General features: G+C 31.9%; 16 protein-coding genes. 12 read left to right on the top strand and 4 right to left on the bottom strand.

Annotated features, from left to right (window positions below):
• Positions 1–6 precede the first annotated feature (6 nt).
• A complete protein-coding gene (locus ACQY44_RS22430) occupies positions 7–2,034 on the bottom strand; it encodes a sensor histidine kinase (RefSeq protein ID WP_428232502.1) in 2,028 nt (675 codons plus the stop codon).
• Positions 2,035–2,223: 189 nt separating this feature from the next.
• On the opposite strand from ACQY44_RS22430, the gene ACQY44_RS22425 reads away from it, so the two are divergent.
• A complete protein-coding gene (locus ACQY44_RS22425; protein WP_428232501.1) occupies positions 2,224–2,892 on the top strand; it encodes a response regulator in 669 nt (222 codons plus the stop codon).
• 88 nt (positions 2,893–2,980) lie between these two features.
• On the opposite strand, the gene ACQY44_RS22420 is transcribed toward ACQY44_RS22425, so the two are convergent.
• Positions 2,981–3,466, bottom strand: coding sequence for a MarR family winged helix-turn-helix transcriptional regulator (locus tag ACQY44_RS22420; protein ID WP_428232500.1), 486 nt, complete (start codon positions 3,464–3,466; stop codon positions 2,981–2,983).
• 2 nt (positions 3,467–3,468) lie between these two features.
• Positions 3,469–3,960, bottom strand: a complete 492-nt coding sequence (locus ACQY44_RS22415; protein WP_428232499.1) for a GNAT family N-acetyltransferase — start codon at positions 3,958–3,960, stop codon at positions 3,469–3,471.
• Positions 3,961–4,242: 282 nt separating this feature from the next.
• Here ACQY44_RS22415 and ACQY44_RS22410 point away from each other — a divergent pair, with 282 nt between their 5' ends.
• The 4 genes from ACQY44_RS22410 (at position 4,243) to ACQY44_RS22395 (ending at position 7,542) form a co-directional block, all read left to right on the top strand.
• Positions 4,243–4,830: a TetR/AcrR family transcriptional regulator gene (locus ACQY44_RS22410; RefSeq protein WP_428232498.1), complete on the top strand. Its 588-nt coding sequence runs from the start codon at positions 4,243–4,245 to the stop codon at positions 4,828–4,830.
• A gap of 156 nt (positions 4,831–4,986) precedes the next feature.
• On the top strand, positions 4,987–5,799 hold the full coding sequence (locus ACQY44_RS22405) for an SDR family NAD(P)-dependent oxidoreductase (protein WP_428232497.1): 813 nt from the start codon (positions 4,987–4,989) through the stop codon (positions 5,797–5,799).
• 1,006 nt (positions 5,800–6,805) lie between these two features.
• Positions 6,806–7,093: a hypothetical protein gene (locus tag ACQY44_RS22400; protein WP_428232496.1), complete on the top strand. Its 288-nt coding sequence runs from the start codon at positions 6,806–6,808 to the stop codon at positions 7,091–7,093.
• A complete protein-coding gene (locus tag ACQY44_RS22395; RefSeq protein WP_428232495.1) occupies positions 7,090–7,542 on the top strand; it encodes a CHAP domain-containing protein in 453 nt (150 codons plus the stop codon). Before ACQY44_RS22400 ends, ACQY44_RS22395 begins: the two co-directional genes overlap by 4 nt.
• Positions 7,543–8,798: 1,256 nt before the next feature.
• Here the strand turns inward: ACQY44_RS22395 and ACQY44_RS22390 are convergent.
• Complete coding sequence (locus ACQY44_RS22390) at positions 8,799–9,272, bottom strand: hypothetical protein (RefSeq protein ID WP_428232494.1); 474 nt, start codon at positions 9,270–9,272, stop codon at positions 8,799–8,801.
• A 392-nt stretch (positions 9,273–9,664) separates the two neighbouring features.
• Between ACQY44_RS22390 and ACQY44_RS22385 the strand changes: the two genes are divergently transcribed.
• The 7 genes from ACQY44_RS22385 to ACQY44_RS22355 all read left to right on the top strand — a co-directional run bounded on the left by ACQY44_RS22385 (position 9,665) and on the right by ACQY44_RS22355 (position 25,874).
• Positions 9,665–9,805 (top strand): hypothetical protein, encoded by a 141-nt coding sequence (locus ACQY44_RS22385; RefSeq protein ID WP_428232493.1) that lies wholly within the window; start codon positions 9,665–9,667, stop codon positions 9,803–9,805.
• A gap of 882 nt (positions 9,806–10,687) precedes the next feature.
• On the top strand, positions 10,688–10,930 hold the full coding sequence (locus ACQY44_RS22380) for a hypothetical protein (protein WP_428232492.1): 243 nt from the start codon (positions 10,688–10,690) through the stop codon (positions 10,928–10,930).
• Between the two features lie 237 nt (positions 10,931–11,167).
• Positions 11,168–11,659, top strand: coding sequence for a hypothetical protein (locus ACQY44_RS22375; RefSeq protein ID WP_428232491.1), 492 nt, complete (start codon positions 11,168–11,170; stop codon positions 11,657–11,659).
• A gap of 41 nt (positions 11,660–11,700) precedes the next feature.
• A complete protein-coding gene (locus ACQY44_RS22370; RefSeq protein WP_428232490.1) occupies positions 11,701–13,875 on the top strand; it encodes a hypothetical protein in 2,175 nt (724 codons plus the stop codon).
• 5 nt (positions 13,876–13,880) lie between these two features.
• On the top strand, positions 13,881–17,204 hold the full coding sequence (locus ACQY44_RS22365) for a hypothetical protein (RefSeq protein ID WP_428232489.1): 3,324 nt from the start codon (positions 13,881–13,883) through the stop codon (positions 17,202–17,204).
• A gap of 1 nt (position 17,205) precedes the next feature.
• A complete protein-coding gene (locus tag ACQY44_RS22360) occupies positions 17,206–17,868 on the top strand; it encodes a hypothetical protein (protein ID WP_428232488.1) in 663 nt (220 codons plus the stop codon).
• 626 nt (positions 17,869–18,494) lie between these two features.
• The gene (locus ACQY44_RS22355) at positions 18,495–25,874 is read left to right on the top strand and encodes a hypothetical protein (RefSeq protein WP_428232487.1); all 7,380 of its coding nucleotides are present in this window, start codon (positions 18,495–18,497) and stop codon (positions 25,872–25,874) included.
• Positions 25,875–25,885: the final 11 nt, after the last annotated feature.

The following is a 25,885-nucleotide window of genomic DNA, read 5'->3' as shown; positions in this document are numbered from 1 at the left end:
ATAAATTTAAATAACAAATGTTGCTGTAATTTCTGTGCCTTCCCCCATTCTGGATTTTATCTCAAAATGGCCTTTTAAGGAGACCGTTCTTTCTTTAATGTTCGAAAGACCAATTCCTTTTTTCACAGAATTAATATCCAATCCAATTCCGTCATCAATAATCGACAATCTTAAAACATGATTATCAATTAATTGAACTTTAACCTCTACTTTTTTGGCATTAGAATGCTTGTGAATATTTAAAAGGGCCTCCTGAATTATGCGATAAAAGTTTATTTTATAAATATTCTCAATATCGTCCCAATTAAATTCTTCTTCAATTGTATAGTGAAATACTGTCTTACTCACACCTTTTTGGTCTTTAATTAAATTAGAAACTAAAATATTAAAATCATTACTTTCTAAAAAAGAATCCTGACTTAGATCATGAGAAATTGTTCTTATTTCATTCTCAATATTTGCTAATTCAAAAATATACTCCTTTCTTTTTTCAATTGTCTTTTCATCTACTTTAGAATTAAAGAACCCCAGGTTCATACGCACTCCATAAATCCTGTTCATGACCCCATCATGTAATTCTTTGGCTATTTTATTCTTCTCGTCATCCTTTGCCGCATTTATCTTTTCCTGTTGCTCGTTTAACAATTGGTAGATCTCATCGCTGTCATTTTGCTGCTGTTTTACGAACTTGAGTTCTTTGTTTTTATATTTTAAATAAATCAAAACAAAGATGGCAGACAACAATAAAAAAAGAGCAAAAGAAAAAATCAAAATATAGAAGTTCTTCTTTGTCAAAACTTTATTCTGATCTTCAAGACTTGCTGTCTCATATTCTATCCGGGCATATTTATTACTGGTTCTGCTTTGAAGGCTGTTGATACTATCACTGACCTCAATATATCGATTCGCGTAAAACATTTTTTTCTTACTGTCTGCTATTTTTAGTAGTTTTAGCGTATTTAAAACCTGATTTGTATGTTTCATTTTAACAGAAACGTCATACGCTTCTTTTAAAAATTTCAGAGAATGTAACGTATCCTTTTGAGTCAGATAGAATTCTCCCAAATGAATCTTTTTATAGATCGAATTAGGAGTATCTGCCAGGCTATCTACAATTTTTAAAGATTTTAAAAACATTGATTCAACGTTTTTGTACTCTTTATTTTTCATCTTTGAATAGGCTAAATTAGACAATACGGCAGCGTATAAAGCGGGCCATTTTTTTTCTAATTCCGGGCTTATCAAAGGGCTTAATTCTTTGACAGATCTTTTGAAGTCACCTTTTACATCGTATAAATTACATATATTAATAACAGAGGTTATGTTGTAGTTATTGACTACATCTGTGTCTTTACCAACTCTCTTTAGCACTTTTAAATTACCTAATGCTAAGTGATGATATTTTAACGCCTGATCATACATCAAAAGTTTCTCTAAACAATTACCCATTAACGTATTACATGAATACAAAAGTTTTGCACTCTTTGAATTCTTTAAATATTTTAGTGCATTTGTAATCTCTACTTCACATTCAACAAACTTACCATCATAAAATAGCAGGCATGCCTTATAAAAATACATACGCCCTAACTGATCATAATCATGAATTTTTGCATAAATTTTTTGAGCCTGCAAATAATAAAAATAGGCACTGTCACTTTTTGTTGTATGGCAATCACCAATATAGTACAGTGATTCTGCAATCCTTAAACTATCATTTTCTTTTTGAGATAATCGTAAAGCAATTACACTGGAGGCAAAGGATTTTTTTAAACTATTTAAATAGTAGTATTCTTCTCCCGTTTTTAAATACAAATCCCTAAGAATTGAATCGTTCTTCTTTCCTTTTAACAGTATCACTACAGAATCGAGATATTTTATTTTTTCAGTACCTGAAATGGTATCAAAATACTTCTGATTAAAACGGATAGTTGCACTGGGTGGAGGGATCAGTTGTTTTCTCTCCCAAAAAAAGAATAAAACGAGTAGTACTAAAACTATTATCGGAAGAAAAAGTTTAAGGTTAAATTTCAAAATGATTAATTATTAATTCTTTCCAAATGTATAAATTAAAGAACAGTATTACAGATCTGTACAGAACCAAAAAAATGTTTTGATATCAGATTTTTCTAAATTTGCTTTTTGTAAAAAAAATCATTTGTAAAACTTTAATTTCTAGTATTTTTACATTGTAATGTTTACTTTTAAATAAATCTTAGCCTAATGCCTCTTAATATTCTGATTGTTGATGATCATCCGATGACGGTAGATAGTTACGTTAATCTATTATCTGATGAGTACTTTACTACCGTTGAACCTTTTTTTAATACAAGTTACAATTGTGAAACTGCCTATAAAAAAATACTTCAATTTAAGAAGCAAAATAAAAGTCTTGATTTTGCAATAATTGACGTTAGTTTACCTCCTTATGATCAGGAAAACATTTCTAACGGAATTGATTTGTCGACTTTAATCAGAAAGACTCATCCAACATGCAAAATTTTATTATTGACCATGCACACGGAGGCATTTATTGTAAAAAGGGTCATAGAAGAAATAAAACCTGACGGATTTATTTCTAAGAGCGAAGTCAATTTTGAATCATTTCCTGCTATTTGCAAAAAAATTCTATCAGAAGAAATCATTTATAGTGATGAAATACTAAAATCTCAAAAAAAATTAATACAAAGGAATTTTGATTGGGGGGAATATGATAGTCAAATTTTAATTCTAATTTCTCAGGGAGTTAAGACAATTGACATTTCAAATCATATCCCTCTCTCATTAAGTTCAATAGAAAAGCGAAAAGCCAGCATTAAAAACCATTTTTTGTTAGAAAAGGGAGGAGATATAGAACTAATAAATAAAGTAAAGCAATTAGGACTCCTTTAAAATAATTTGGCTATACAATTATAAATTAATGAGTATCCACCATAATAAATTTATCACTTTATAAATTACCCACTATCAATTCTTGTTATTATTTCTCGTTCTCTACTTTTAATTGTAAAGCCCTTTGCAAAAAGCTTTGGTTTCTTATTTTACTTTCGGCTTCATTAATCGCCTGAAGTAAATTATTCTGGTTATCTGCAATTTCAGTAAGAACCTTTGACATAACATCCCAGACGGGTTGCATTTTTAAAATAAGCTCCTGCCCTTTTGGCGTCAGTACTATAAGTCGTTTACGCTCGTCTACTTTATCTTTTTTAGAGCGGATTAATTTCTGCTTTTCCAGTTCTTTTAGCAAACTAATGGTCGAAGGGTGTGTATATCCAATTTCGTTTGCAATTTCTACAACGCTGAGAACCTCTTTATGATACAGGGTATAAATTACCGGAAACCACTTTGGTTCAAAGTCAATTCCGTAAGATTTATAAAATAAAGCGCCGTCTTTTCGCAATTGTTCGCTTAGACGTTGCAATCGTGTCGAAAGGGCCAGAATACCCGACTCATCAATTATATTCATCGTTATTTTTTTAATTTTAAATGACAAAATACATTGTCTGCATTCATTACCGGAAATGCGGCCGGAAGCGATTCTTTCTCTATACGAATAAAATGGTTTCGCTCATAAAAACGCAAAGCCGCTTCTAATATTGATACTGTTCCCAAATATAAATCATCAATTCCATTTTCCTCACCATAATGGAGTAAAGTGTCTAATAATTTCTGAGCAATAGAAAACTCTTTTCCGCGGTATTCCTTTTTTACAAACATTTTGCGTATTGCGGCTTCCTGATCACTAAACTTTATTAAAGCAATTGTACCTACCAATTCATCTGCTATGAAAGCCCCCCAAAAACAACCACCTCCTGTGTAATAAAAGTTAGTGATATTCAGTAAATCCGGTTGGTCTTCTATGGTAATGGGTACATTAAATTCTTTTTGCTGAATGTTCAGGATTAAATCTATAACCTCATTTGCGTATTTATTTTCTATTGGAACAATTACCGGTTTCATATGTCAAAATATTTATTTAACAAAACTACGTAGTTAAATACATAAATAAAAATATTTATTCAAAAATCACTAAATTTTGCTCTATGCAGATTTTCATTAAAAAAAATCTTTATGTATCTGCTTCAATATTTTTAAATCTCCGTGAAACAAACTTTACTCCTATAGTGAGATTCTTTGATTATAAAACGAGATCTTAAATATTAAAGTTATCACAAAAAACCAAAACCATTAGCACAAATGACCAATCGGTCATATATTTGTACTCGTAAAATGAAAACTACCATGACAAAGGGAGAAGAAACCAGACAATTCATCATAGAAAAAGCAGCCCCGATTTTTAATACTAAAGGAATTGCGGCAACTGCTATGAGTGATATAATGGAGGCTACCAAATTGTCTAAAGGCAGCATGTACGTGCATTTTGAAAATAAAGAAGTCCTTGCCTGCGCCGCAGTTGATCATAACATGAAAATACTGGGAGATAAGCTTAAAGCAAAACTAAGCAAAGCCAAAACGGCAAAAGACGAATTGTTCATTTATATCGATTTCTATAGCAATCCGGTTAATCCTCCCCTTACCGGCGGTTGTCCGTTATTAAATTTTGGAACAGAAGCTGATGATACCAATCCTGTTATAAAAGAAAAGATAAACAAAGGTTGTAACGCCAGTCAACAATTACTGGCTAGTAGTGTTCACAAAGGAATTGCGAACGGAGAATTTAAACCCGAATGGAATGCTGAAGAGTTTGCAGTCGTTATGTTTGCCATGATGGAGGGCGGGCACTTAATCGCCAGAATGTCCGGGAATAACAATAAAATGAAAATAATCACCAACACGCTCAAATCTATGATAAAGGAAAATTCTATTTAATTTTTTTTTGCCACAAAAATGACCGATCAGTCATTTCAAAAAGTCAAAATCAATTGTAAAAGTCAATATCAATTTTAAACAACTAATAATTACAGAAAACATCAATTCACATTTAACCATTCACAATTTATAATCAACAATTAATATTTAAACATCATGTCAAAAACAATTTTAATTACAGGAGCATCAAAAGGATTTGGAAGAGCCTGGACAGAAGCATTTTTAGAAAAAGGATATCAAGTAGCTGCAACAGCCAGAAACACAGATACACTTAAGGATTTAAAAGAAAAATATGGTGATGCGCTATTTCCTGTCGCATTAGATGTAAACAAACGCGAAGATTCATTTGCTGTGGCAGAACAAGTATATCAGCACTTCGGGAAAATTGATATCCTGATTAATAATGCGGGTTATGCCTTAAACGGAGCTGTTGAAGAAGCAAGCGAAGCAGAAGCAAGAGCGCAATTTGAAACTAATTTCTTTGGAAGTTTGTGGTTAACACAAGCTGTTTTACCAATCATGAGAAATCAAAAAAGCGGTCATATCATTCAGGTTTCTTCTATTTTAGGAATAGCTACTTTACCCAATTTAGGATTATATAATGCATCTAAATTCGCTGTGGAAGGTCTTACGGAAACCCTTGCGCAAGAAGTAAAACAATTTGGGATCAATGTCACTTTACTAGAACCAAACGGTTACATCACTGATATTTGGGGTAATGGATTCAATAGCACAAGCATTGACGCTTATGACGGAATTAAAAAAGCTATTGCGGAAACAGATCGTTCTGATTCTTTCGGGAAAATTAGTGCTACGGTTCCGGCAATTATCAAATTGGTTGAGGCTGAAAATCCTCCTTTACGTCTGTTTTTAGGCAAAGTAGCATTACCATTTGCCAAACAAACCTACGAGCAAAAATTAGCCACCTGGGAAGAATGGGCTGACGTTGCTGTAGCAGCTCATGGGTGATTTTTAATTTTTAAATAAAAAAAGGGTAAAAGTCTGTTTTAGACTTTTACCCTTTTTTTATTTAAAAATTGCATGCCTGAAAAAACAACATTTAAAGCTGAAAAAATTACATTATTAAAAAAGTACAATTTATTTAGTGATTACAGCAATCTATATTTCTAGATCTTATAAGTTAAAAAAAACACAAAAAAAGACTAAATCGAAATAAAGGAATACTTTTTATCCCATTTTTAAAAAGTAGTACTTTATCTGTTTTTAATTAAAAAAAATGATTTAGCGCTTTAAACGAAAGATTCATTAACTAATATGCTACAAAATAAAAAAAAATAAAATTTGATTTATTGGCAAAATGTTAATTTTTAAGATAAAGTTAAATATTAACTACATCATGATTAAGGTCTTTTACGTGAAACCTCAAATATCGGATTATCTGTATTGCGAATTTTACAGCTTAACCATAAAAACATAATCATGATCACTAGAAAATTAGAATACATTAGACTCATCCGAAAATTATTTCTTGAAGGAAAGATATGTATTAAACTATTGGAAGCATTATTAATTTGTGAAAAAGAATCTTTAAACTGATTTTTTTTAAATAGCATAAATCACCTCAATAATATTTAGCCCGAAGTTCAATTTCTTTTGCGTTCCGGGCTTTTTTTCATCTTATACGAATTTAAATTAAGTAATATCCCGTTACATTTTTTTTAATTTTCAAATCTTTCTCTGACTTACAAATGACTTACATAATATCCTTAAAATTATCTGTAAGAACTCCTGATAAAAATAATACAGTTCACTTGCTTTACAACCTTGTAAAGTACTGGAACATAACTGTGCAAAGCTCATACATCTATTTTTTTTACAGCCATTTTAAGCCAATCTTTGTAATCTCAAAAGGAAATAACAACTTAAATGAAAGATTAAAAAGCTACCATTTCTTTTAAAATTGCAGTCATTTTTTCATTAATAAAAAATATCGAAGTCTTATAATAAACATTGAATGGAACAATTTATCTACCCAACTCTTACCGCATTTTTTGCCGCCTTTATTACCTGGATATTCTCTATGAGAAAATCCTTAGCTCAGGATCGAGCTGCAGAACTTGACAATGCAGTTAATGCAGTAAAATATTATCGCGACCTGCTTGACGATATTACTGCACGATTAACGGCAGCTACCGAAACCATTAAAAAAATGGAAATACAACACAGAGAACTAATGGTTATTAACCAACAGTTAGTTGATGAGTTACAAAAATTCAAACAATTAAACGGAAAACAACAATGACACTTGCTCAAAAAACATTAGAAATTGCTATCGCTCAAATTGGTGTTGAAGAAATCCCAAAATACAGCAACTCAGGTCCCGAAGTCGAAATTTATTTAAAAAGCGTAGGGCTCACAAAAGGATATTCCTGGTGCATGGCTTTTATTTATTGGTGTGCACAAAATGCCGCTCTGCAAACCAAGCTTAAAAATCCGCTAAAAAAAACCGGAGGTGTACTGGATCAATACAATTCCAGTCCGCTTTTAAAACAAACTATGCCTCAGGTTGGTGATATCTTTATCCTGGATTTAGGAAAAGGTCTTGGGCACACAGGATTAATTGAAAAAATAACAGGTAATATCATTCACACTATTGAAGGAAATACTAATGATAACGGAAGCCGCGAAGGCTATAAAGTCTGTAGACGAAAAAGAGAAATCAAAGCTATAAAAGGTTTTTTGAGACTATAACATTTTATCCTTCTTAAGATCTTGTCTTATCAAATGACAAAATAAAATGAATTGTTTTTTTGTTTTTTTTAGTCTTAGTGCTGGTTTTGTGCATTAGTACAAACCAGTTCTAAGCTAAGTAAAATCGATACGCTTACGATAACAATTATATACAAAATAGTTTAAAATAAAAAGAATATTGTTTTAGAGGTTTTATTGTAATACGAACTCAAAATAAAGTTTTTAAAGTATTGCTCAAGCGAACCAGGGTGTAGATTAAAAAGCCTAAAGGTTCGTCTTGAGAACAAAAAAACAAGAAAAAACTTTGAACTTAGAAGCAAAAATAGCAATCAATAGTATTAAATCTAAAAAAAACTCTGCCAAGAGATGATTAATTGTGGCCACAAAAAAGGAGTGGAAAAGATGGCACAATACACTTCATTCTTTTGTTCCTGCAAATCTTATTTCCATGAACTAACTATAACATCTATATAGGTCGAAGTTATAAAAAACACCATCGATTCCGCTCCGGTAATCATCAGGGAAATTATCGAATATAAAATTATGAATCTCATTTTTTAAATGTGAATTTAAAAATAAGATTTTGGAAAAATCAAAAAAAAACAATATCGAATTGCTGCTGATCGATATAAGTAAATCATTGGGGAGTTTTACTCTTATTGATTTTGCGGCATCGATTTTGTTATAATTTTTGAAACTTATTGTGGTTTATTTGTTCCTGCAGGTATTGTAGCAATTGTTACCTCAGGAACAAAAACCAACAAGAAAATATTGAATTTAATGGTATGTTAATCAAACGATTTATTATGAAAGCTAATTTACAATGCAATAAAAATGTTCTCGAATCATATCATTTCAAAAAAAACATAAAGGCATTTCAGGGTTTTACTTTTTAATTAAAGTTTAGCCCTTTTTTTAATATTAAATAAAACGAAAGAAATTAAGATAAAAACAGATTTTACTATTTTTAAAAACTAAATAATATAGACATGAAGCTCAAAAGATTACCAATTATAAAAAAGAAAAAACAATATAATCGAGATTTCGAAATGAATATCTTTTTTGAAAGTTTAAAAGATGGAAGATGTTTCTACTCATCGAAAACATCAACCGTTTATAGCCATAAAATTTTATTAATTTAAAGATACACAATGCCTCCAAGAAAATTAGAATATATCAAATTACTTCGTAAATTATTTTTAGAAGGAAAGATTTCTATTGAACTATTAGAAGCTTTACTTATTTGTGAAAAGGAATCATTTAACTGATTTAGTTGATTTCTTTAGCGAAATACTCTCAATCTCATCGATAATATTGAGTCCCTCCTCAATTTCTTTTGCGCTCAGGGCTTTTTTTACAGGAATTTGTGAAGTTAGAAAATCAATATTATTTTTATAAAATTCTATTTGTTCCTGTTGAAACTTTAGTTTTTCTTTCAACAAAGCATTTTCTGCTATTACCATTTTACACGCAATCGTTTCTTCCTCAAATGAATCTTTAGTATCTTTCCTTTTCGAACGATGGTCTATACCTTTTTCAGACAAAAGAAAATCGAAACTTATTTCGAAAGTCTCATGAAGTTTGACCACGAAATCCAATTTAGGCATTGTTGCTTTTCTGTAATTTCGAATATTTGCCTCACTTGTTCCCATGGCTTTAGCAAAGCTACTATTATTACCATTGTATTCTTTGATGGCTATTTCGTTAATCTTTTCATTTATCGTGCTCATATATAACGTATTATAAAATAGTATCGAAAAAAGTTTCGTTTTTATTTTTATATTCGAAAAAAGTTTCGATATTTGTTTTCGAGTTAAAAACAAAGTTAATAAAAATTAATGGAGCAAATAATCAAACAACAATGAAAAAAAAGTTAACAATCCTGTTTAAGCAAAATAAAAAGGACTATCCTGATACCTGTATAATGGTCATCCTGAATAGATGAAGTGACAGCAACATTGAAATGTCAGGAATTGCTCTATTCGATAAAAGATAAAAACAGGAGGTCAAAAAACAATTTCAGTCCCCTATCAGATCAATAATATTATAGCTACAAAATTGAAATTAGAAAGAAAAAATAATTACCTAAAGGAAACCTAACCATAAACAAAAAAACTAAAAAATGACAAATTCTCAAATAGAAACCAAAATTCAGGAACTGGAAACCTGGCTAATTGAAAATCCGAATAGTTCTGAACGCTATTTGATTGCATCAGACCTCAAAAAATTAAGAACTGTGTTATTAGAGAGAAGCCATGAATAGAACTGAGATAAACAATCGAATTGCCCTACTCTACTTATCCCTTCAATTTTGCACGGAACAAATGCGAATGTTTACTGTCGGGGAAAGAATTTGCATTAATCAGGAAAGGTTTCAATGGTTGCATATACTATCGAATCCGGAAGCAGAACCAAGGCCAGTGTCACTTATCATAGAAACCAAATTAGAAGAAACTTCTAAACTAATTGATTTTTACAACTATAAACCCACTAATCAAGATCCCTTTGACTACTTACAACCTGAAATAGATTTTTAATATGGAACCAAACAACAATATCAGTACAATATTATTATTGGCTTTCTTGCTAATCATTACAAATCTTAAACCTATCGTATTATTTCGCGAATGGTTAAACTTTAAAATAAACACAACTTTTAAACAATACAAGAATGAGCGTAAGGATAAAACCGATTACAGATCATAAAAGTTATGAAATAAATGGTCATACTATCTCGAAAGACCTTCAAGGAAATTGGATTTATAAAGGAAAGTTGTCACGCAAGGAACTTTATGTTTTCGCTAAATATACAATACTAGTTATCCAAAATCCACGATTTAAAACCCATACCCAAGCGATTTATAAGGGTTAAGGAAAAACAACTTCAACCGAATTTATAGAATCGTTATATTTTCAAAGCTTTGAAAATACTGTTTTTGGTAAAAGTAAAACCAATAGATTTTAATAGCAGTATCCTCTCCTTTAAGTTGCTTATACACAAATCTGATCTTGCTTACTTCATTTTGAATGTAGCGCAATCATGCCAATAATTGAAATTATTTTAAAGACTCTTTAAAATGAGTAAATCGCCATGCTAAAAATCTAAAACATTAATCTCATCTATTCCACTAAACCTCAACCAAATATGTCTTTATCAACAAACAGAAGTCTGGGCACGCAAAGAAATAAGTTATTACGTTATAAACTCATCAAAGACCTTTATTACAAACACAAAACAGAAGATATTCCTACTACTGTTGTTTGGCGTAAATATATTTGTCCGGTCTACCCTATTTCGCGTACGACTTTATATGAAATTTTATGTACGTCGGTAACTATAGAGCTGAAGAAAATAGAAGAAGCGATCAGCAAACAAGCAAAGCTTTGATTCAAAATTCCTTTCTGTCTTTCTTTTTCATACGTTGTTTTTAATCATTATCGCTGTAAGCTGCAGTTCAATCACTTTACACTTCTGTACGATCTTAGAACACAGTAGTTCAACTTCCTTGCATCTATTTTTTTAACAACAACTTTAGGCTAATCTTTGCCCTCACAAAAGAAAAATACTGTAAAAGATTATACAAGTATTACAATCCGCCTGCTCTAAAAATCAAATTTATATTATATGACCCAAAACGTAAACCGAAGTATTTTTTTGCTTTTTTCAGCCTTAATACTGGTTTCCTGCAGAAGCCCGAAACCGGTTCTAAGTGAAGAAAAAGTAAAAACCACTACCATCAAAGAAACTTTACACGATACTATTTTTAAGATCGAAAAAGACAGTAGTTCTTTCAGGGCCTTACTCGAATGTCAAAACGGAAAAGTAGTTTTTAAGAATGTTACTCAGGTCGAACCAGGGCGTAGCTTAAAAAGCCCAAAGGTTCGCCTTGAGAACAATAAACTCATAGTAGACTGCGAATTGAAAAAACAGGAACTCTATGCTTTCTGGAAATCGCAGCAAGTAAAAGATGTCGAAGTAAAAACCATTAGTACCACAAAATTTGTCAACCAATTAACCTTTTGGCAAAAAGTGCAGATTTGGTTGGGGAGGATTCTTCTTCTCGTCCTGATGTATTATATCAGCAGACCCATACTTAAATTCTACAGGCTGCTATAAACCTCAGAATATCATAAAATAATAATTTCATACATCCATATATGGCTACAACGTCTCATTTTTTCACAGAGTCAGGAGGTTTTACGCAAAGCCCTGCTCAATCTTTTGGACCCGTTAACACTACTGAATTTAATTTGACTTCAAAATTTAGTGTCGCTACTCCCCAAAAGGCTTATTCCATCTGTAAAGGAGTTGTTTTAGTACAACCCCAAACAGGTAATTCAGATAAAGTAAACCTGATCCTTCGTCCGTACAAGCAACCTTTTCCGGGATTGAATGTAAAATATTTTATTTACAGAGGTTTACAAAGAAGTGACTTCTTTACGAATGCAACTGTTGATCCTTTAATTAAAACTGATGGCGTAGTCTCAGATTTTATAACTAAAATAAATATTGATTTTGATGCTTTTCATGGAGGCCGAAAAGCAGCAGATGGCGTTACTGATTTAGCACCACCTTCCTTTGCAGCCAAATTTATTGGCTGTGATGAAAGTATTACAGACTTAACAATTCCGTTATCTGCTTTCTTTTTTAAAGAATCAGAATTTGTTTCCGCCAATGGGACTTTTAAGGAAAATGATGCTTTTGAATTGCCTATTATCGACATTGGTAAATCATTAGGAAGTTTTGCCGAAGGAGAATGCGGAATTGATGTTGTATTAAACTACGGTGATTATAAACACAATTTTGACAACAGTGAATTTCTCTTTAATCTAGAATATGCCCGTAAAGCTGAAGCTAAAATTATCCTAAGCGGTACTGACATTAATAAAAAATTATTACGTGAACAAAGTACTCAATTTATTGACATTGCAGCTTTCTATGGTTTATTTGTACCTAAAGATAGTGTAGGTGTTATGACTGCCGGAACCTTAACTGAAAAAAAAGGATTTGAAATCTACAATACCATTATTAGCAAATTTGCCACAAAAAACAACTGGTACGTTTATATCCAGAGTGATCGTACCCGTAGTTATGATTTTTATGGTAACTACAAAATAAATGAAACTGGTGCTAATAATCTAAAAACGGGATTACTTGAAAATCCAACAACGAAAGTTGTTCCAATGACCGAAACGCAATACGGAACTTTTGATTGGCCTGTTTTGATAAATAAACAGGAACAAGCAAGTTCAGTTATTACAAATAACTTGTATTTGCAATTAACAACAGATAATAACAAAAATACTGCACTATACGGTCAAATTGGAAAAATAGCTAACGCACAGAAAGATAATTTTATCAATGCTGATGCGTTGCGAATCCCGCCAGATGCCGATGGCAATTATCAGCTTTTAACCTCAAATGTACAGCTTACAACTCCTGCCATTGCAGGTCAAAATATTGCAACACTAAGTATATTACTTTATCAGGGTATGACAAATACATATGATGGTGAAAAAATAACAGATGCAAACGGGCAGGAAATTACATTAACCGGAGAAGCTAATTTTTTTGATGATGTATTTAGTTTAATTGATGCACAGCCTTTATTAAAATTAAGTGGTGATAGTAGTTTTTCAAAAATGACTTGTGAGAAACTGAATCTTATCAATGAATTTTATGATAATAAACAGCAAGGAATTTCGATTGCACAAACTCTAACCGTAAACGACGTTATAGAAACCGGAATTGAAGAAACTCCTGCTGTTGCTCGTGTAACCTATCTTACTGAAGCCGGTGATGTTATGAACAATGCTGTATCCGCAACCGGAAGCACTACACCTGATACAAAAACTAGTGCCTCTGCAAGTGGAACAGTATCTAAAAATAAAACCTACGAGTTACCGGATCCATATTATTATAATTTAAAATTATTCACAGATAAAACACAAACTATTACTGGACTAGAATTAAAAACTCTTGATGGCACTACACCTGGTAAAATTATTCTAGGATTAACCAAATCTGAAAATGACATAATAAAAGCAAAAATTTCTAATGGTTTAAAAAACCCTCGCTTGTTTTTGATTGATTTATTTAAAGATGGTAATGAATTATTATCTCCTGAAAATATAAAATATCAAAAATATAAACTAGCCATAGTAGCTGAGGATGAAGAAGGAAAGAAAAAGCTATTAGAACCCGATACTAGTGTTTTGGTTTATTCAATAGATAGGAAATATCATTTCAGTAAAGGATATAGTGAACATATGCCTGATCTAACATTATCAAAACTGAGATTAGATTTAAATATTAAATTAGAAATGGAATAACATAAATGGAAAACGCAGTAGTATTAAAACCCGGAAAAGTAGTTAAAAAATCTAATTTTATTCCAAAATCATTAAAATTTGATTTAGATGGATTCGTTATTCAATTTGCAATTGGAAAACCTGAAAATATTTATAAACATGTTAATAAAGCTAAGTATAACCTTGAAGATTTGGATGGAATTGACAAGCAAATTTCAGCAGGTTATTATTTACAAAGTGAATTTTTAAAATATTTAGCAAACATTATCACTAGTGATAAATTAAAGGAATTTGCATTAAAAGATAGCGATCTTCTTTTTGCAAAAGATGGTGATCAAATTGAAGTGATAAGATTACATATAAAATCTCCATACAATTATTTCTACAAATTAGAAAAATTTATTATTGACTATAAAGAAAAAGTAAGCATTTTAGACTACAATGAAAATATCATTATTCCTGTAGATAAAATACCAACGGTAATAGATATTAACAAGGAGGTTATGCATAATGCCCACCTATTTTACACAAATAGAATTCCTATTGTTAATTCTTTCAATGATGATGCAAAAGATTCATCAGCACTGCTAATCACTAAAATATCTTTGATGATTAACATGATTAGCTCTGAGATTTTTCCATTGTTTACAATATTAGGCAACGGTAATTTAGATTCTTACGTAAATACACAAATAAATGAATGGCTTTCTGGAGACATTCTTAATATCCCTAGTTTGGATGTTCTTAATGAGTTTTACGAAAATATATCAGACTATTATAAAGTTGCATATATAAATCAATTAAAAATATTAGAAGCCTCAAGAGATGAAAAATTATATTGGTTAGCAATTGGACTTAGCTCACAATCACTTTCGGTATTGTCTGTTGACGATAAAATCAAAATACTAAAATATTTGATAAAAAATAAATTAAGTGATAATTTTGAAAGGCTACATGACGAAGAATTGGTTGTTAATATTGTCGCTTCGTTTAACGCGACAAACATAAATGAAATCGACTCTTTTCTAGAAAAATTTCTAATAGAGTATGATAGTGATACACATCAGACCCTTTATGAAGTACTCTATCTTAAAATGAGTAAAAGCACTAATTTTAAAGAAGGATTATTAGGTTTATCAAATTGGGTACTAGGAACTAATTTTAAACCTACATCAACAAGATCTCAATTTGTACAAATCCTATATGCATTATGGCAGTTTAGTAAATATTATCCCTATAATGATGATGGTACAATAAAGGCTAATACTATTGGATTTAAAAATGTTAATGGTAATTCTAATTTTTCAAATGAAGAAGATTACAAAAACTTTCTTTTCCTTTATTCACATAATACAGCTTATTCCGCAGAACAAATAACTTCTTTACCTGATGAACTTATTGATCAGGAATTTTATACATATAAGGTTATTCATGAGGACGCATCTCCAATGGTGATACCATATGAGTCTGAAAAAGAATATGGAATTTTCTTTGACAACTTTAGTTTTGTAATCAATGAAAATAAAATTAAAGCATATCAAGAATTTGAAACATGGGGATGTAGTACCAGTGGCGCTCCAAATCTAACCTCTCCGGATTATGACAAATGGATTAACAATCATTCTGATCTATGCGACGTATTCTATAAGAGCGTAAGAAAAATCAATGTTCTTTATGGAACATACAATCTTTTCCAACCAGTTAGTTTATTGAATACAAATTTAGAAACAAAAACGGCAATCGCTACTGTTAATGGAGATAGCATCATTGAAAATGGTAAAAATGTGAATTCCTTTATTCCCGCATTTGTTTTAGCTCATATCGATGAGGAAGGTGACAGAAGTGATATTGAAACTATGATTGGGTATGCGGTAGATATTGCACTAACATTTACAGCAGTAGGCAATCTATCTAAATTGAGACATCTTAGATGGGCGGCTGTTGGAGGAGAAAGTATTGGTTTAATCAGTATAGAAGGTTTAAATCTTGTTATTGATACACTTACATTTACTTCTCAAATTTTGAATTATATAAGTATAATTGCTGGTGATTGTGATGAGAATGATGATTTTTGTAAAGGTTTCAAAAACTTTTCAAATGCATTAAATCTACTTTGTTTATCTCTTAATGCAGGAAGAATGGTTGGCGTTGCTAGTATTGCACTAACGAAACAATCTTTTTTATTAGTAGAAAGTGTAAGAGCAGGAGCTACAACAGAAAATCTTATTAAAGCGAATATTAGAGCTAGATTACTATTATCTTATGCAAATGCTCCAGCTCAAATAGTTGATGGTTTTGTAGAAAATCTATATTCTTTATATAGACGTGGTGCTAATATATATTCTAATCCCCTTGGTCCAGTATTAAATTTAACTTTCGGCATATATAAATTTGCCAAAATTATATTTGACAAAATTAGTCTTATATTAATCAAACAGCAAAATAAATTATATGGAATTTTAGAAGATATAGCTGTTGGTACTGAAACAACTAGGCCCCCAAGATTTTCTCTATTCAAATATGATAAAATTGTTAGAAAAGTTAAAGGTTATGATATGACTTTCTATACTAGAACAAATCAACTTGTTCATACTGAGCAGGAATTTTGTGAGATTATCAGAAAAGGAAAAGCTTTAGGTCTCAAAGATGAATTAATTACAAGTTTTGTTTTAAAAAGTTATAGAGTTGCAAAACCTAAAACATATGAGCAAGTAATAGGCTTTATGGAGAAATATAATGAGTTTTCAACAACTAGAGGCTCCGTACCATTTTGTTTTGGCTCTGCAACGCATTTAAGTAGTTTTAATTCTTATTTAATAAACTTATTAAAAAAATATAAGTTAGAAGAGAACCTTGATGAGTTTCAAATTTCCGGCTCTGCTTTGTATCAAGATATTGTTCCTGATTTAGATTTAGGAGGTTATACCTTTGCAGACAAATTAAAAAAAATCTATCTAGAATCCGGTAATACATTTATAGAAAACAAAGAATTGATAGCGAGATTATTAAAAAGAAAATATTCTTTGAGTGCAGATCCAAAAGCTGCTCAGAACACTTTTTTAAGATTGGAAAAGTTTTACAAACCTTTAGAAGAAGCAAAAGGTAATCTAAACAAAATAAATAGTATCCCTTTAGATAAAATAAGCTCAAATAACATAATTAGACTGGAAGGATCGGGTAACAATATAAAATTCCACATGCTATCTGACGAACTTTTTCAGATTAAACATAATAATGCTATAAAACCAAATTTAAACCAAGGAGGAAAATTCAAAATAGATTTCAATATCTTTGTTAAAGGTGAAAATGGGAGACGTTTGCAGCCTGATTTAACCATTAAAATAAATTAAAATGAATATACAATATAAGAACCTATCAGATAAAATAATCACTACACAACAAGCAGAACTTGAAGGTCTTCATAACAAAGAATACTTAGAAAATGGTAAAGTAAAAATAATAGAGAAAAAACTATTTTCTGAAATACAATGGATTACTTATTACAAAGATTCTTCAGAAAATAACGAAGAAATTTTTAATAAATATAAAAATATTCTAACCATTACTGCTATATTTATAAAAACTAGAGATTATGAAACCCGCCCTCCTTACATTATAGAGACCGAAGAAACTTTTTGGAGAGATGGAGAATCTTTTGTTGACCAATTGGTGACAACAAAACAACTCATTGATTCTTCAGGACGCATAGGTGCATGGGAAGGGTTTAATCGTGAATTATCATCAACAGATCCTGAGTACAGAGGTGTTGGAAAAATATTTTATTTTGGTGATAACGATGATGATTATATTAATGAAATTCCTTCCTTAGCAACAAGCTATGTTGGATACGGAAATCCATTCGAAGAAGCTAGATTTGATCCAGGGCTAAGTGATGATGATCAAGATATAGAATTATTTGATAGAGATGAAACTATTGCGCATTTAAGCAATTATTCTCAAAATATTATAGATTGGTTTTTAAATGACGAATTTTTACCACCTACTTCTTTTTAAATTAGTTACAAAATTCAGATGTTCAAGTGTAAATTATTTACTTTCTAAGTTATGAACTTCAACGTTTAGCCTCAATAAAGGAACTTGTAAAGACAAGTTCCTTGGGCTTTTGTTTAAAAAAATTTACCTCAAAAAACTCAATACCTAAATATAGCCCCATCAGCAAACATAATATAGTAAAAATTAATGTTGATACAACGGGAATAGAGTATCAAACTAGGTAAAAAATAGTGAGATAACTAAACTCAAAAACATTTCTATTACACTCAGGAACTTACCCTACAAGTTCTCCTAGTCTTTTATTGACTTTTCCCAAAAGCCAAACCTAAACATTATCCGTTTACTTTACAACCCTGTAAAGTCATAGAACATCCCTGTTAAACCACTAAGCACAAATTTTTTAAACATCAAATTTAGGCTGACTTTTACAGTATCAAAAGGAAAAAACGCTGAAAACAATTAAAAATTAGCAACTTTTTGTAAGTATTATTTAAGCCCGGAAAATTTCGGCAAACCTCATAACCTGAATAAAGGAATTAATGATTTGATTGCACAAATTGGTTGTAACAACCAGAATTTAATCATGCAAAATACGAACAAAAATTAAAGTCAAAAAAAATTAGCATATGCCAACTAATCCAATTCCAGCGGTTCCAATTCCTACAGCTACAGCAAGATACTATCCTCGATTATCTGAGATAGTCACTGTAGATGATTTACCCGAATTTTTGTCATTTGTTGAAAATGGTTTAAATGCCATTTTTGATAAAATACATTATAAAAACTTACAATACTCAAAAGGGTACCGTGGTGACTCGGCCTTTTATAGTCTTGATATCGTAACGAGCAAAAAATTGGCTCTTCCATTACCGTTTGGTTTAGGTCTTGTCCTTAATCCTGACTTAAAAGATGGCGATTCAGATATCTCATCATTCCCTATCACGCTTGAATACCAATGGGAAATCCTGGCGTTTATTAAAACATTTAGTTCAAGTAGCTTTTCGTTTTCATTAGAAGATTTTTATGCAGTAGGTCTGCAAGTTTTCCGCATTAGCGAAGAACAAGTAATTGCACACATGCTTAATATTTTTGTTGAAGCTGCCGAAGGAATTACAAAATATGAACAGCTTTTAAAAGACATTAATGATTTACAAGCCATTGCAAATGATCCATCTTACCAAGAGTTAAAATTCCCGGTGGGCGTTGAGCAATCTATTGCAAGCGTAATAGCACTTATAAATAATAATCCTGCAATCAAAAAATCAATTTCATTGCTTTTATATGCAACTTATATTCTAAAATCAGATTTAAAGGATAGCAAAATACGACTACAGCAATTTTACCATATTATCGCTCCAGATGGTATCGAAGCTCATATTAGAAGAATTATCATGCCAAAGGCTAAAGCTACTCTTGAGCTAAGTGCCGGTATTGAGTTTCCTCAAACTATTTTAAGACCTGTTGGTGCAGATGGTTCTGCTTATGAAAATCCTGCTGCAAAATCAATATTTGTATTTGCCAAAGCACAATTGTATGCAGATACAGAAGCTGGCATTGGTTATCAGGTAGAATTAGCAGGTACATTGACACCGCCTCATGCCATGATTGGCAACACAGGATTAATTCTTGAATTAGACACTTTAAAAGTCGATTTAAGCAAGAAAACCAATATTCCGGAAGCAGATGCAGATGGGCGTCCTAATGATTTTATTGGAGTTTACGCTCGTGCAATTTCTGTTACTTTACCTTCAAAATGGTTTCATGATTATGAGAAAGAAGGACAAGGAAGTACAACCACGACATTAAAAATTGGTGCATCAGATCTATTGATTGGAACTGGCGGACTTTCTGGAGATATCTATCTGGAAACAGTTCCGGTAACTACTGGAGTTTTTAGTTATTTTGGTGACAAATTTGATTTTGTTTACCCACTTACAATGTTTGAAACGAACGAAGAAACTGATGTTGTAGAAATAAAACAAATTGCAGATTATGATGAATTACTTGTTTATTTACAAGAATTAAGTGCTACAAGCAGTTTGCCATATCCTTTTAATTATCCTTTAAAACTAACAACTAAGTCAACATTAGTATCTTCATCGGTTACCCCGTCGACTATTTATACTTTTAATAATGCTAAAGATTATCAGGCATTTTTATCAAAACTTGAAAATAAGAATACACTCTGGAAAAAAATTGGTTCTCCTAGCCGTGGTTTCGAAATTGGTTTCAATAAATTTGATATTTCTTTCAAACAAAACAAGGTCATTGGCTCAAACATTAAAGGGCAATTAATTATAAACAAATTAAAAAACCCAGACGGTAGTTCTTTCCATGCATCACTTGAAGGACATCTCTATGATGATGGCGACTTTAATCTTACTGCCTCTTTTGATAAAGCAAGTGAACCTAGAGCTACTTTATTTAATTTTGTAAACTTCGATTTTCATAGTTTTGAGCTAGGAAAAGAAGATGATGATTATTACGTAGGAACTTCTTGCTATGTATCTTTCCCTGAAGGATTAATGAACACTTTAATCAAAGGTCAAGGTTTTGATATTGAAAAACTTCGTATTTACAGTGATGGAAGTATTGAAGTAGAAGGAGGTTCTATTCCAATTCCTATTAGATTACCTCCGCTGGATCTTGGACCAGTTCAAATGTCGGTAACCAATATCAGTTTTGGTTCAACTCAAATCAATGGTCGTAAATATAATTTTTGGGGGTTTGATGGTGCTATCAGCGTTAATCCATTAGGATTAGATGCTCGTGGTGAAGGTATTAAATATTACTATTCAACAGATAACGATCCTGAAAACGGTAAAAAAGCAGATTCTTTCTTAAGAATTCAGACTATCGAAGTCGATTTGATGATTCCCGGAACAGCTACACAAGAATCAGCTATGGCTATTATTCATGGTATGATTTCGCTTCCGGAGCCAGGTGTGTCAAAGGAATTTATCGGAGAGGTTTCTTTAAAATTACCAAAAGCTAAAATTACCGGAAGTGTCGGAATGCGTTTTGCGCCTAAATATCCTGCCTTTTTAGTTGATGCAAGTATTGAATTGCCTACCGGTATTCCGCTTGGATTTATTTCGATCACCGGTTTCAGAGGTTTATTAGGGTTTAGATATGTGGCTACCAAAAAAGCTGCCGGATTAACAACAGATAATTCCTGGTACGAATATTATAAACACCCAAAAGCGGGTATTAATATTAGAAAATTCAGCGGTCCGCCAGACTCTTTACAATATGATTCACCATTTTCTATTGGAGCTGGTGCAACTTTTGAAACTACAGGTGGAAGTATATTGACACTTCGAGCTATGTTATTACTTTCATTGCCTACCTTATTTTATATTGAGGCAGGATTAAGTGTTCTTGGTGACCGATTAGGCCCTATTGAGAAAGATCAAAGTACACCTCCGTTTTTTGCAATGGTTGCCTTTGGAGATGATTCGTTGGAAATGGCAGCAGGAGCAGATTTTCAAATGCCTGCGGCTGGTGGAGAAATCATCCAGTTACATGCTTTATTAGAAGCTGGGTTTTTCTTTAAAAATCAGAAACCGTGGTACATCAATATCGGATCTAAAAAAGACCCGATTACAGCAAGGATCTTAACCTTGTTTACGGCTAAAGCGTTTATTATGCTATCGGCTCAGGGAATTGAAGCCGGTGCCAGATTAGACTTTAAACTGGAGAAAAGTTTTGGACCTGCAAAAGTCAAATTGTGGGCTTATTTAGAAATGGGCGGTAAAATTTCATTCAAACGTCCTCAGATGGGTGGTTATATTGCTGCCGGAGGAGGAATTCAGATTAAAATCTGGATCATCAATGTTGAAATTGTTTTAGATACCATATTCTCTGTAGAATCATTTAAACCTTTCTTGATTTATGCAAAAATTGAATTAAGTGTTCGTGTAAAAATTGCTTTTGTAAGGGTACGTAAAAACTTCTTAATTGAACTTCAATGGGATATTAACAGAATTGTAGACCGTACGCCATACAGCCCGCTTCCTAAAGGAACTTATGGAGACGCTAAGGACAACAGAACGGCAGATGCTGTAAAAGGTGTACACATGCTTACCAATCAGGCTTTTTTACTTAATTATTTCGATGAAATGCCGGATGCGACTGCAATTTCTCAAATAATCCCTTTAGATACGTACATCGATATTAAAATGGCAAAAGGAGTGTTGCCTAATAGTAGCCTTTCTAAAATAATTGGTGGATATACAGCCGATGCAAAAAATTATACAGATTTAATGCCCCCTGAAGCAACATCAAAAGCAGGTAGAAAACTTCGTCAGGTAAAACACGAATATGCTATTGAATCAATTCGATTAAAATCCTGGAATGGAAATTCCTGGGTGCCTTATCATCCTTTTGAAGCTGTTTTACCAAAAGGTTCGTCATTAGATCTTGTAAAAGATTTACCTTGGGCGCAATGGCAAAAAGTAATTGATCAATATGATAGTATTCGTGTATTGGCTACTAATCCTTTTTCATTTTTAAGTGGTGGAGAACCTGGCTGGCATGTTCCGGAACAATTTGGAATCACGCCTTCTAAGTTATTCTGTATATCTGATCAGATTGAGCCGGAATTCACCAATTTCTTAAACAAAAAAATTGGAAAACGTTTTTATGTCCCAACTCAATATGAGGCAGATAAGATTAATGGTTTGTACTTTAAGCTCGTTGGCGAGGTTCCTGAAATTGTAGACGGCGAACTTATAGATGGAGATTTTATGAGTATTTCTGCAGAAAGTAATCCTTTTGGCTTTAGAAGATCTCTTTCATTCAAAAACTATGATAAACTGGAAATTATTTTTCCTGAGTCTGCGATTGAACCCACTTTAAGACTTACCACTCAAGCCAAACTCGTAAAAATAAGCGCTTATACTTCTGTTTTTGAAGAAGGTGCTAAACTAGCTGAATATAAATTAGTTCAAATAAGTAAAAACAGCAGCATAGCAGTTTCTGACGAGTTGATTTATACTAAAGCTGAATTAAGGACAGCTATCACTTTATTTGACAATAAGAGCGATGTTTTATCAAAAAATAAAATCGATAAAATTGTAATTAGTCCTGTAGCCGCAAATGCTGAGGCTATTTTGGACGTCCGTAATAAAATTGCTGCATTATTTAATAATAGTTATGCTTCAACTAATGGCGAATTCATTATGTCTAAACCTAGTAATTTGGATGCGTATAATAAATTGTTAACGCAATTAGCAAAATTAAAAGCTGATGCTGGTAACGATAATCCAACTGGAACTTCTGAGCCATTGACTTTTACTCGTTTTTATGGATACACTGGAAAAGCTCTTTATTCGTTTGATAAAATTTTCAAATACAATGACACCTACTTAATTTCATTTCATCCAACTCCAAACACGACTGTTATAGCGCAAATTGATGCTAAAGGAAATCTGTTGAGAGAGCGTTTATTGAATGGTTTAGTAACATCGATGCAAGTTGTAAATGATAACTTATTACTTACTCAGGCATTAGATACTACTCAGTGCAAAGGAATTGGACAAGCCATTATCGATGATACTTTTGTAGTTGGCTGTATAAACCCTGCCGTAACAACTGCCATTATTGAGCTTGATTCCGAATTAAACAAAAGCTTCGGAATGCAGTATATGAATACCTATTCGACAGGTTTCAACAAATTGCTTCCATTGTTGAATAATGAATTGCTTTGGATCAATACGCTGGCAAATGAAACTCAAATCAACTGGGTTAACGGTACTGATCGTTCTATTGTGAGTCGCATAAAAATCGATGAAGTAGCTATTGAGGTTCTTCAGCATAGTACTACTGATTTTAGCCTTATTACAAAAAATAAAAAAATCATTCGTTTTAGTATTAATGCAAGTACGAAAGCAATCACAGTGACGGAGACAAAATTAGTTTCTGAACCATCAATTTCTGAAATTACAGCTGCTGTAATCGCAAATGGCAAAATCTTACTTACCGTTAAAATGACAAACGAAAAATTTGGATTAGCTCAAATTAACGGAACTACTATTACCATTGTTAAAAATGATACCATTTTTGATTCTGCGGTTTATTTATCTGATAGCACCCTGGCTGACAATTCTGTTATTGCATACAATGCAAAATATCTATTCGTATTTAATACTTCATTAGAACTTACAAGACTTATAGAAAGAGGAAGTGAAGATGATAAAGCATCTATTGTTATCATTCAAAACAAACCTACAGAGAATGAAATTTTAATGCTTTCTTCGAAACAAAATGAGAAGGGAATTTATTTCTCTCTATTTAATGATCAGTTTGATAATTGTTCTTTACATACGGCAACAACTGTTTCTGTTGTGTCGTCTGCATCTGCTCTGACAACTGCTACTGCGAATCTTACAGGATTAGACACTATTATTAAATATCAATATAAAGGAGCAATAAAACCTTCAAAATTATTAACGATCAATAGTATTATTTGTTCAGCCGGAGGAAATCCAGACGATGACAATGAAGTAGATTACACTACTTATATTCAACAAATTGACTGGTTAACGAAGGAAAGTGCTATGCACAATTTAACCATACCTGGTCGTGAAGCTGTTATTGAAGATAATAAAGCAATGGAAGCTGCCATTAATAATACCGTTCAGCCTATTTGGAGACCAAACACTACTTATTGCTTAGATTTTACCTTAACAGATAGAGTAGATAATAAAGATACCACTAAGTTTAATTACTATTATGGTTTCAAAACATTAGGACCTGTAGGGCATTATCCTGTTCCTGATCCTGTAGTTCCAGTGGGTCAAAAAGCACCTGCTAAAAATGAATTAACAGAATTATCAAAATCACCCCTGACTTCGTTAAGACAATATTTAGATTACAACCGCTCTTACCCTAATGCTGACGGAAGTTTATTATTATCTAAACCTTCTTTCTACGGGAATGAACAATGTAAAGTGTCGTTGTTTTTTTCAAGTCCATATGTGTATCATATGCTAAAAGACTGGACAGCTTATGCCGGTAAACCAAAAGTTGAAGGTGTGTTGAATCTGATTATCAAAGATCCTTTAAATGATGTTCTTATTCCATATCCATTGCCGGTACAATCAACAACAAAACCAACAACATACCCTAGAGCAGAAAAAGATAATGCATCATGGGATGATGATAAGGATCCAAGAATTCCTTTAAATATTCAAATGTTGCAAAACATGATTAAAGGAAGTCCTGACCTGAAATGTGAAATTAAAATTGGAGCTGCTTTAAAACCAAAATCAAGCTTTTTTAAAGTAACGTTGACAGATCTAAAACCTTCAAAACTATATACCGTTTTAGTTAAAAACTTTTTTCATGATAATCCGGATAAATCTCCAACCGATAACGAAAATGTTTTAGTACATCAATTTGGATTTCAAACATCACGTTACAAAAACTTTGCAGAACAAATACACAGTTATGCAATTGAAGAGAAAGATGAATTGGGTGCTGTAATTAATTCCAGAAAAGCATTATTTGATGTTAAACTTAATTTAGTTCCGGATCAAATTCAGGCTTTATCTGATGTTGTTGCCGGATTACCAAACGCATTAAGTGATGCGATGGTATTAAAATATCAACATCGATTTGATCGTGTAATCGAGGGAGTCTTAAAATTATCTCCGCTTGATCCTGCTCAAAGAACTGAAGTCAATCGTATTATCGATACAACTACCGGTGATGTCGTAGCACTTTTAATTCGTAATCCGGAGCCTTTTAATATTCCTAAAATTCCGATAGAAGAAATCAAGGATTCTATTTCGATAGTTGGTGGTACTGGGTATACTGTGCTGCATTCTAAAGATTATTCTCAGGCCTTAATTATGCATACTAGTAAAAAAATCACAGAGGCTAATCTGGACATTCAGTTTGATTACAGAATGTGGAATACTGAATCTAGCAGTCCTTTGACCGTTTCAGTTGATAAACAAATATTGCCAATAGCATTAGCATTAGAAAATATAAATCTTTAAAAAACAATAAA

Source organism: Flavobacterium sp. (assembly GCF_965277525.1).
Lineage (GTDB): Bacteria > Bacteroidota > Bacteroidia > Flavobacteriales > Flavobacteriaceae > Flavobacterium.
The sequence above is the reverse complement of the archived record's forward strand: the minus strand, read 5'-3'. Positions and strand labels throughout refer to the sequence as shown.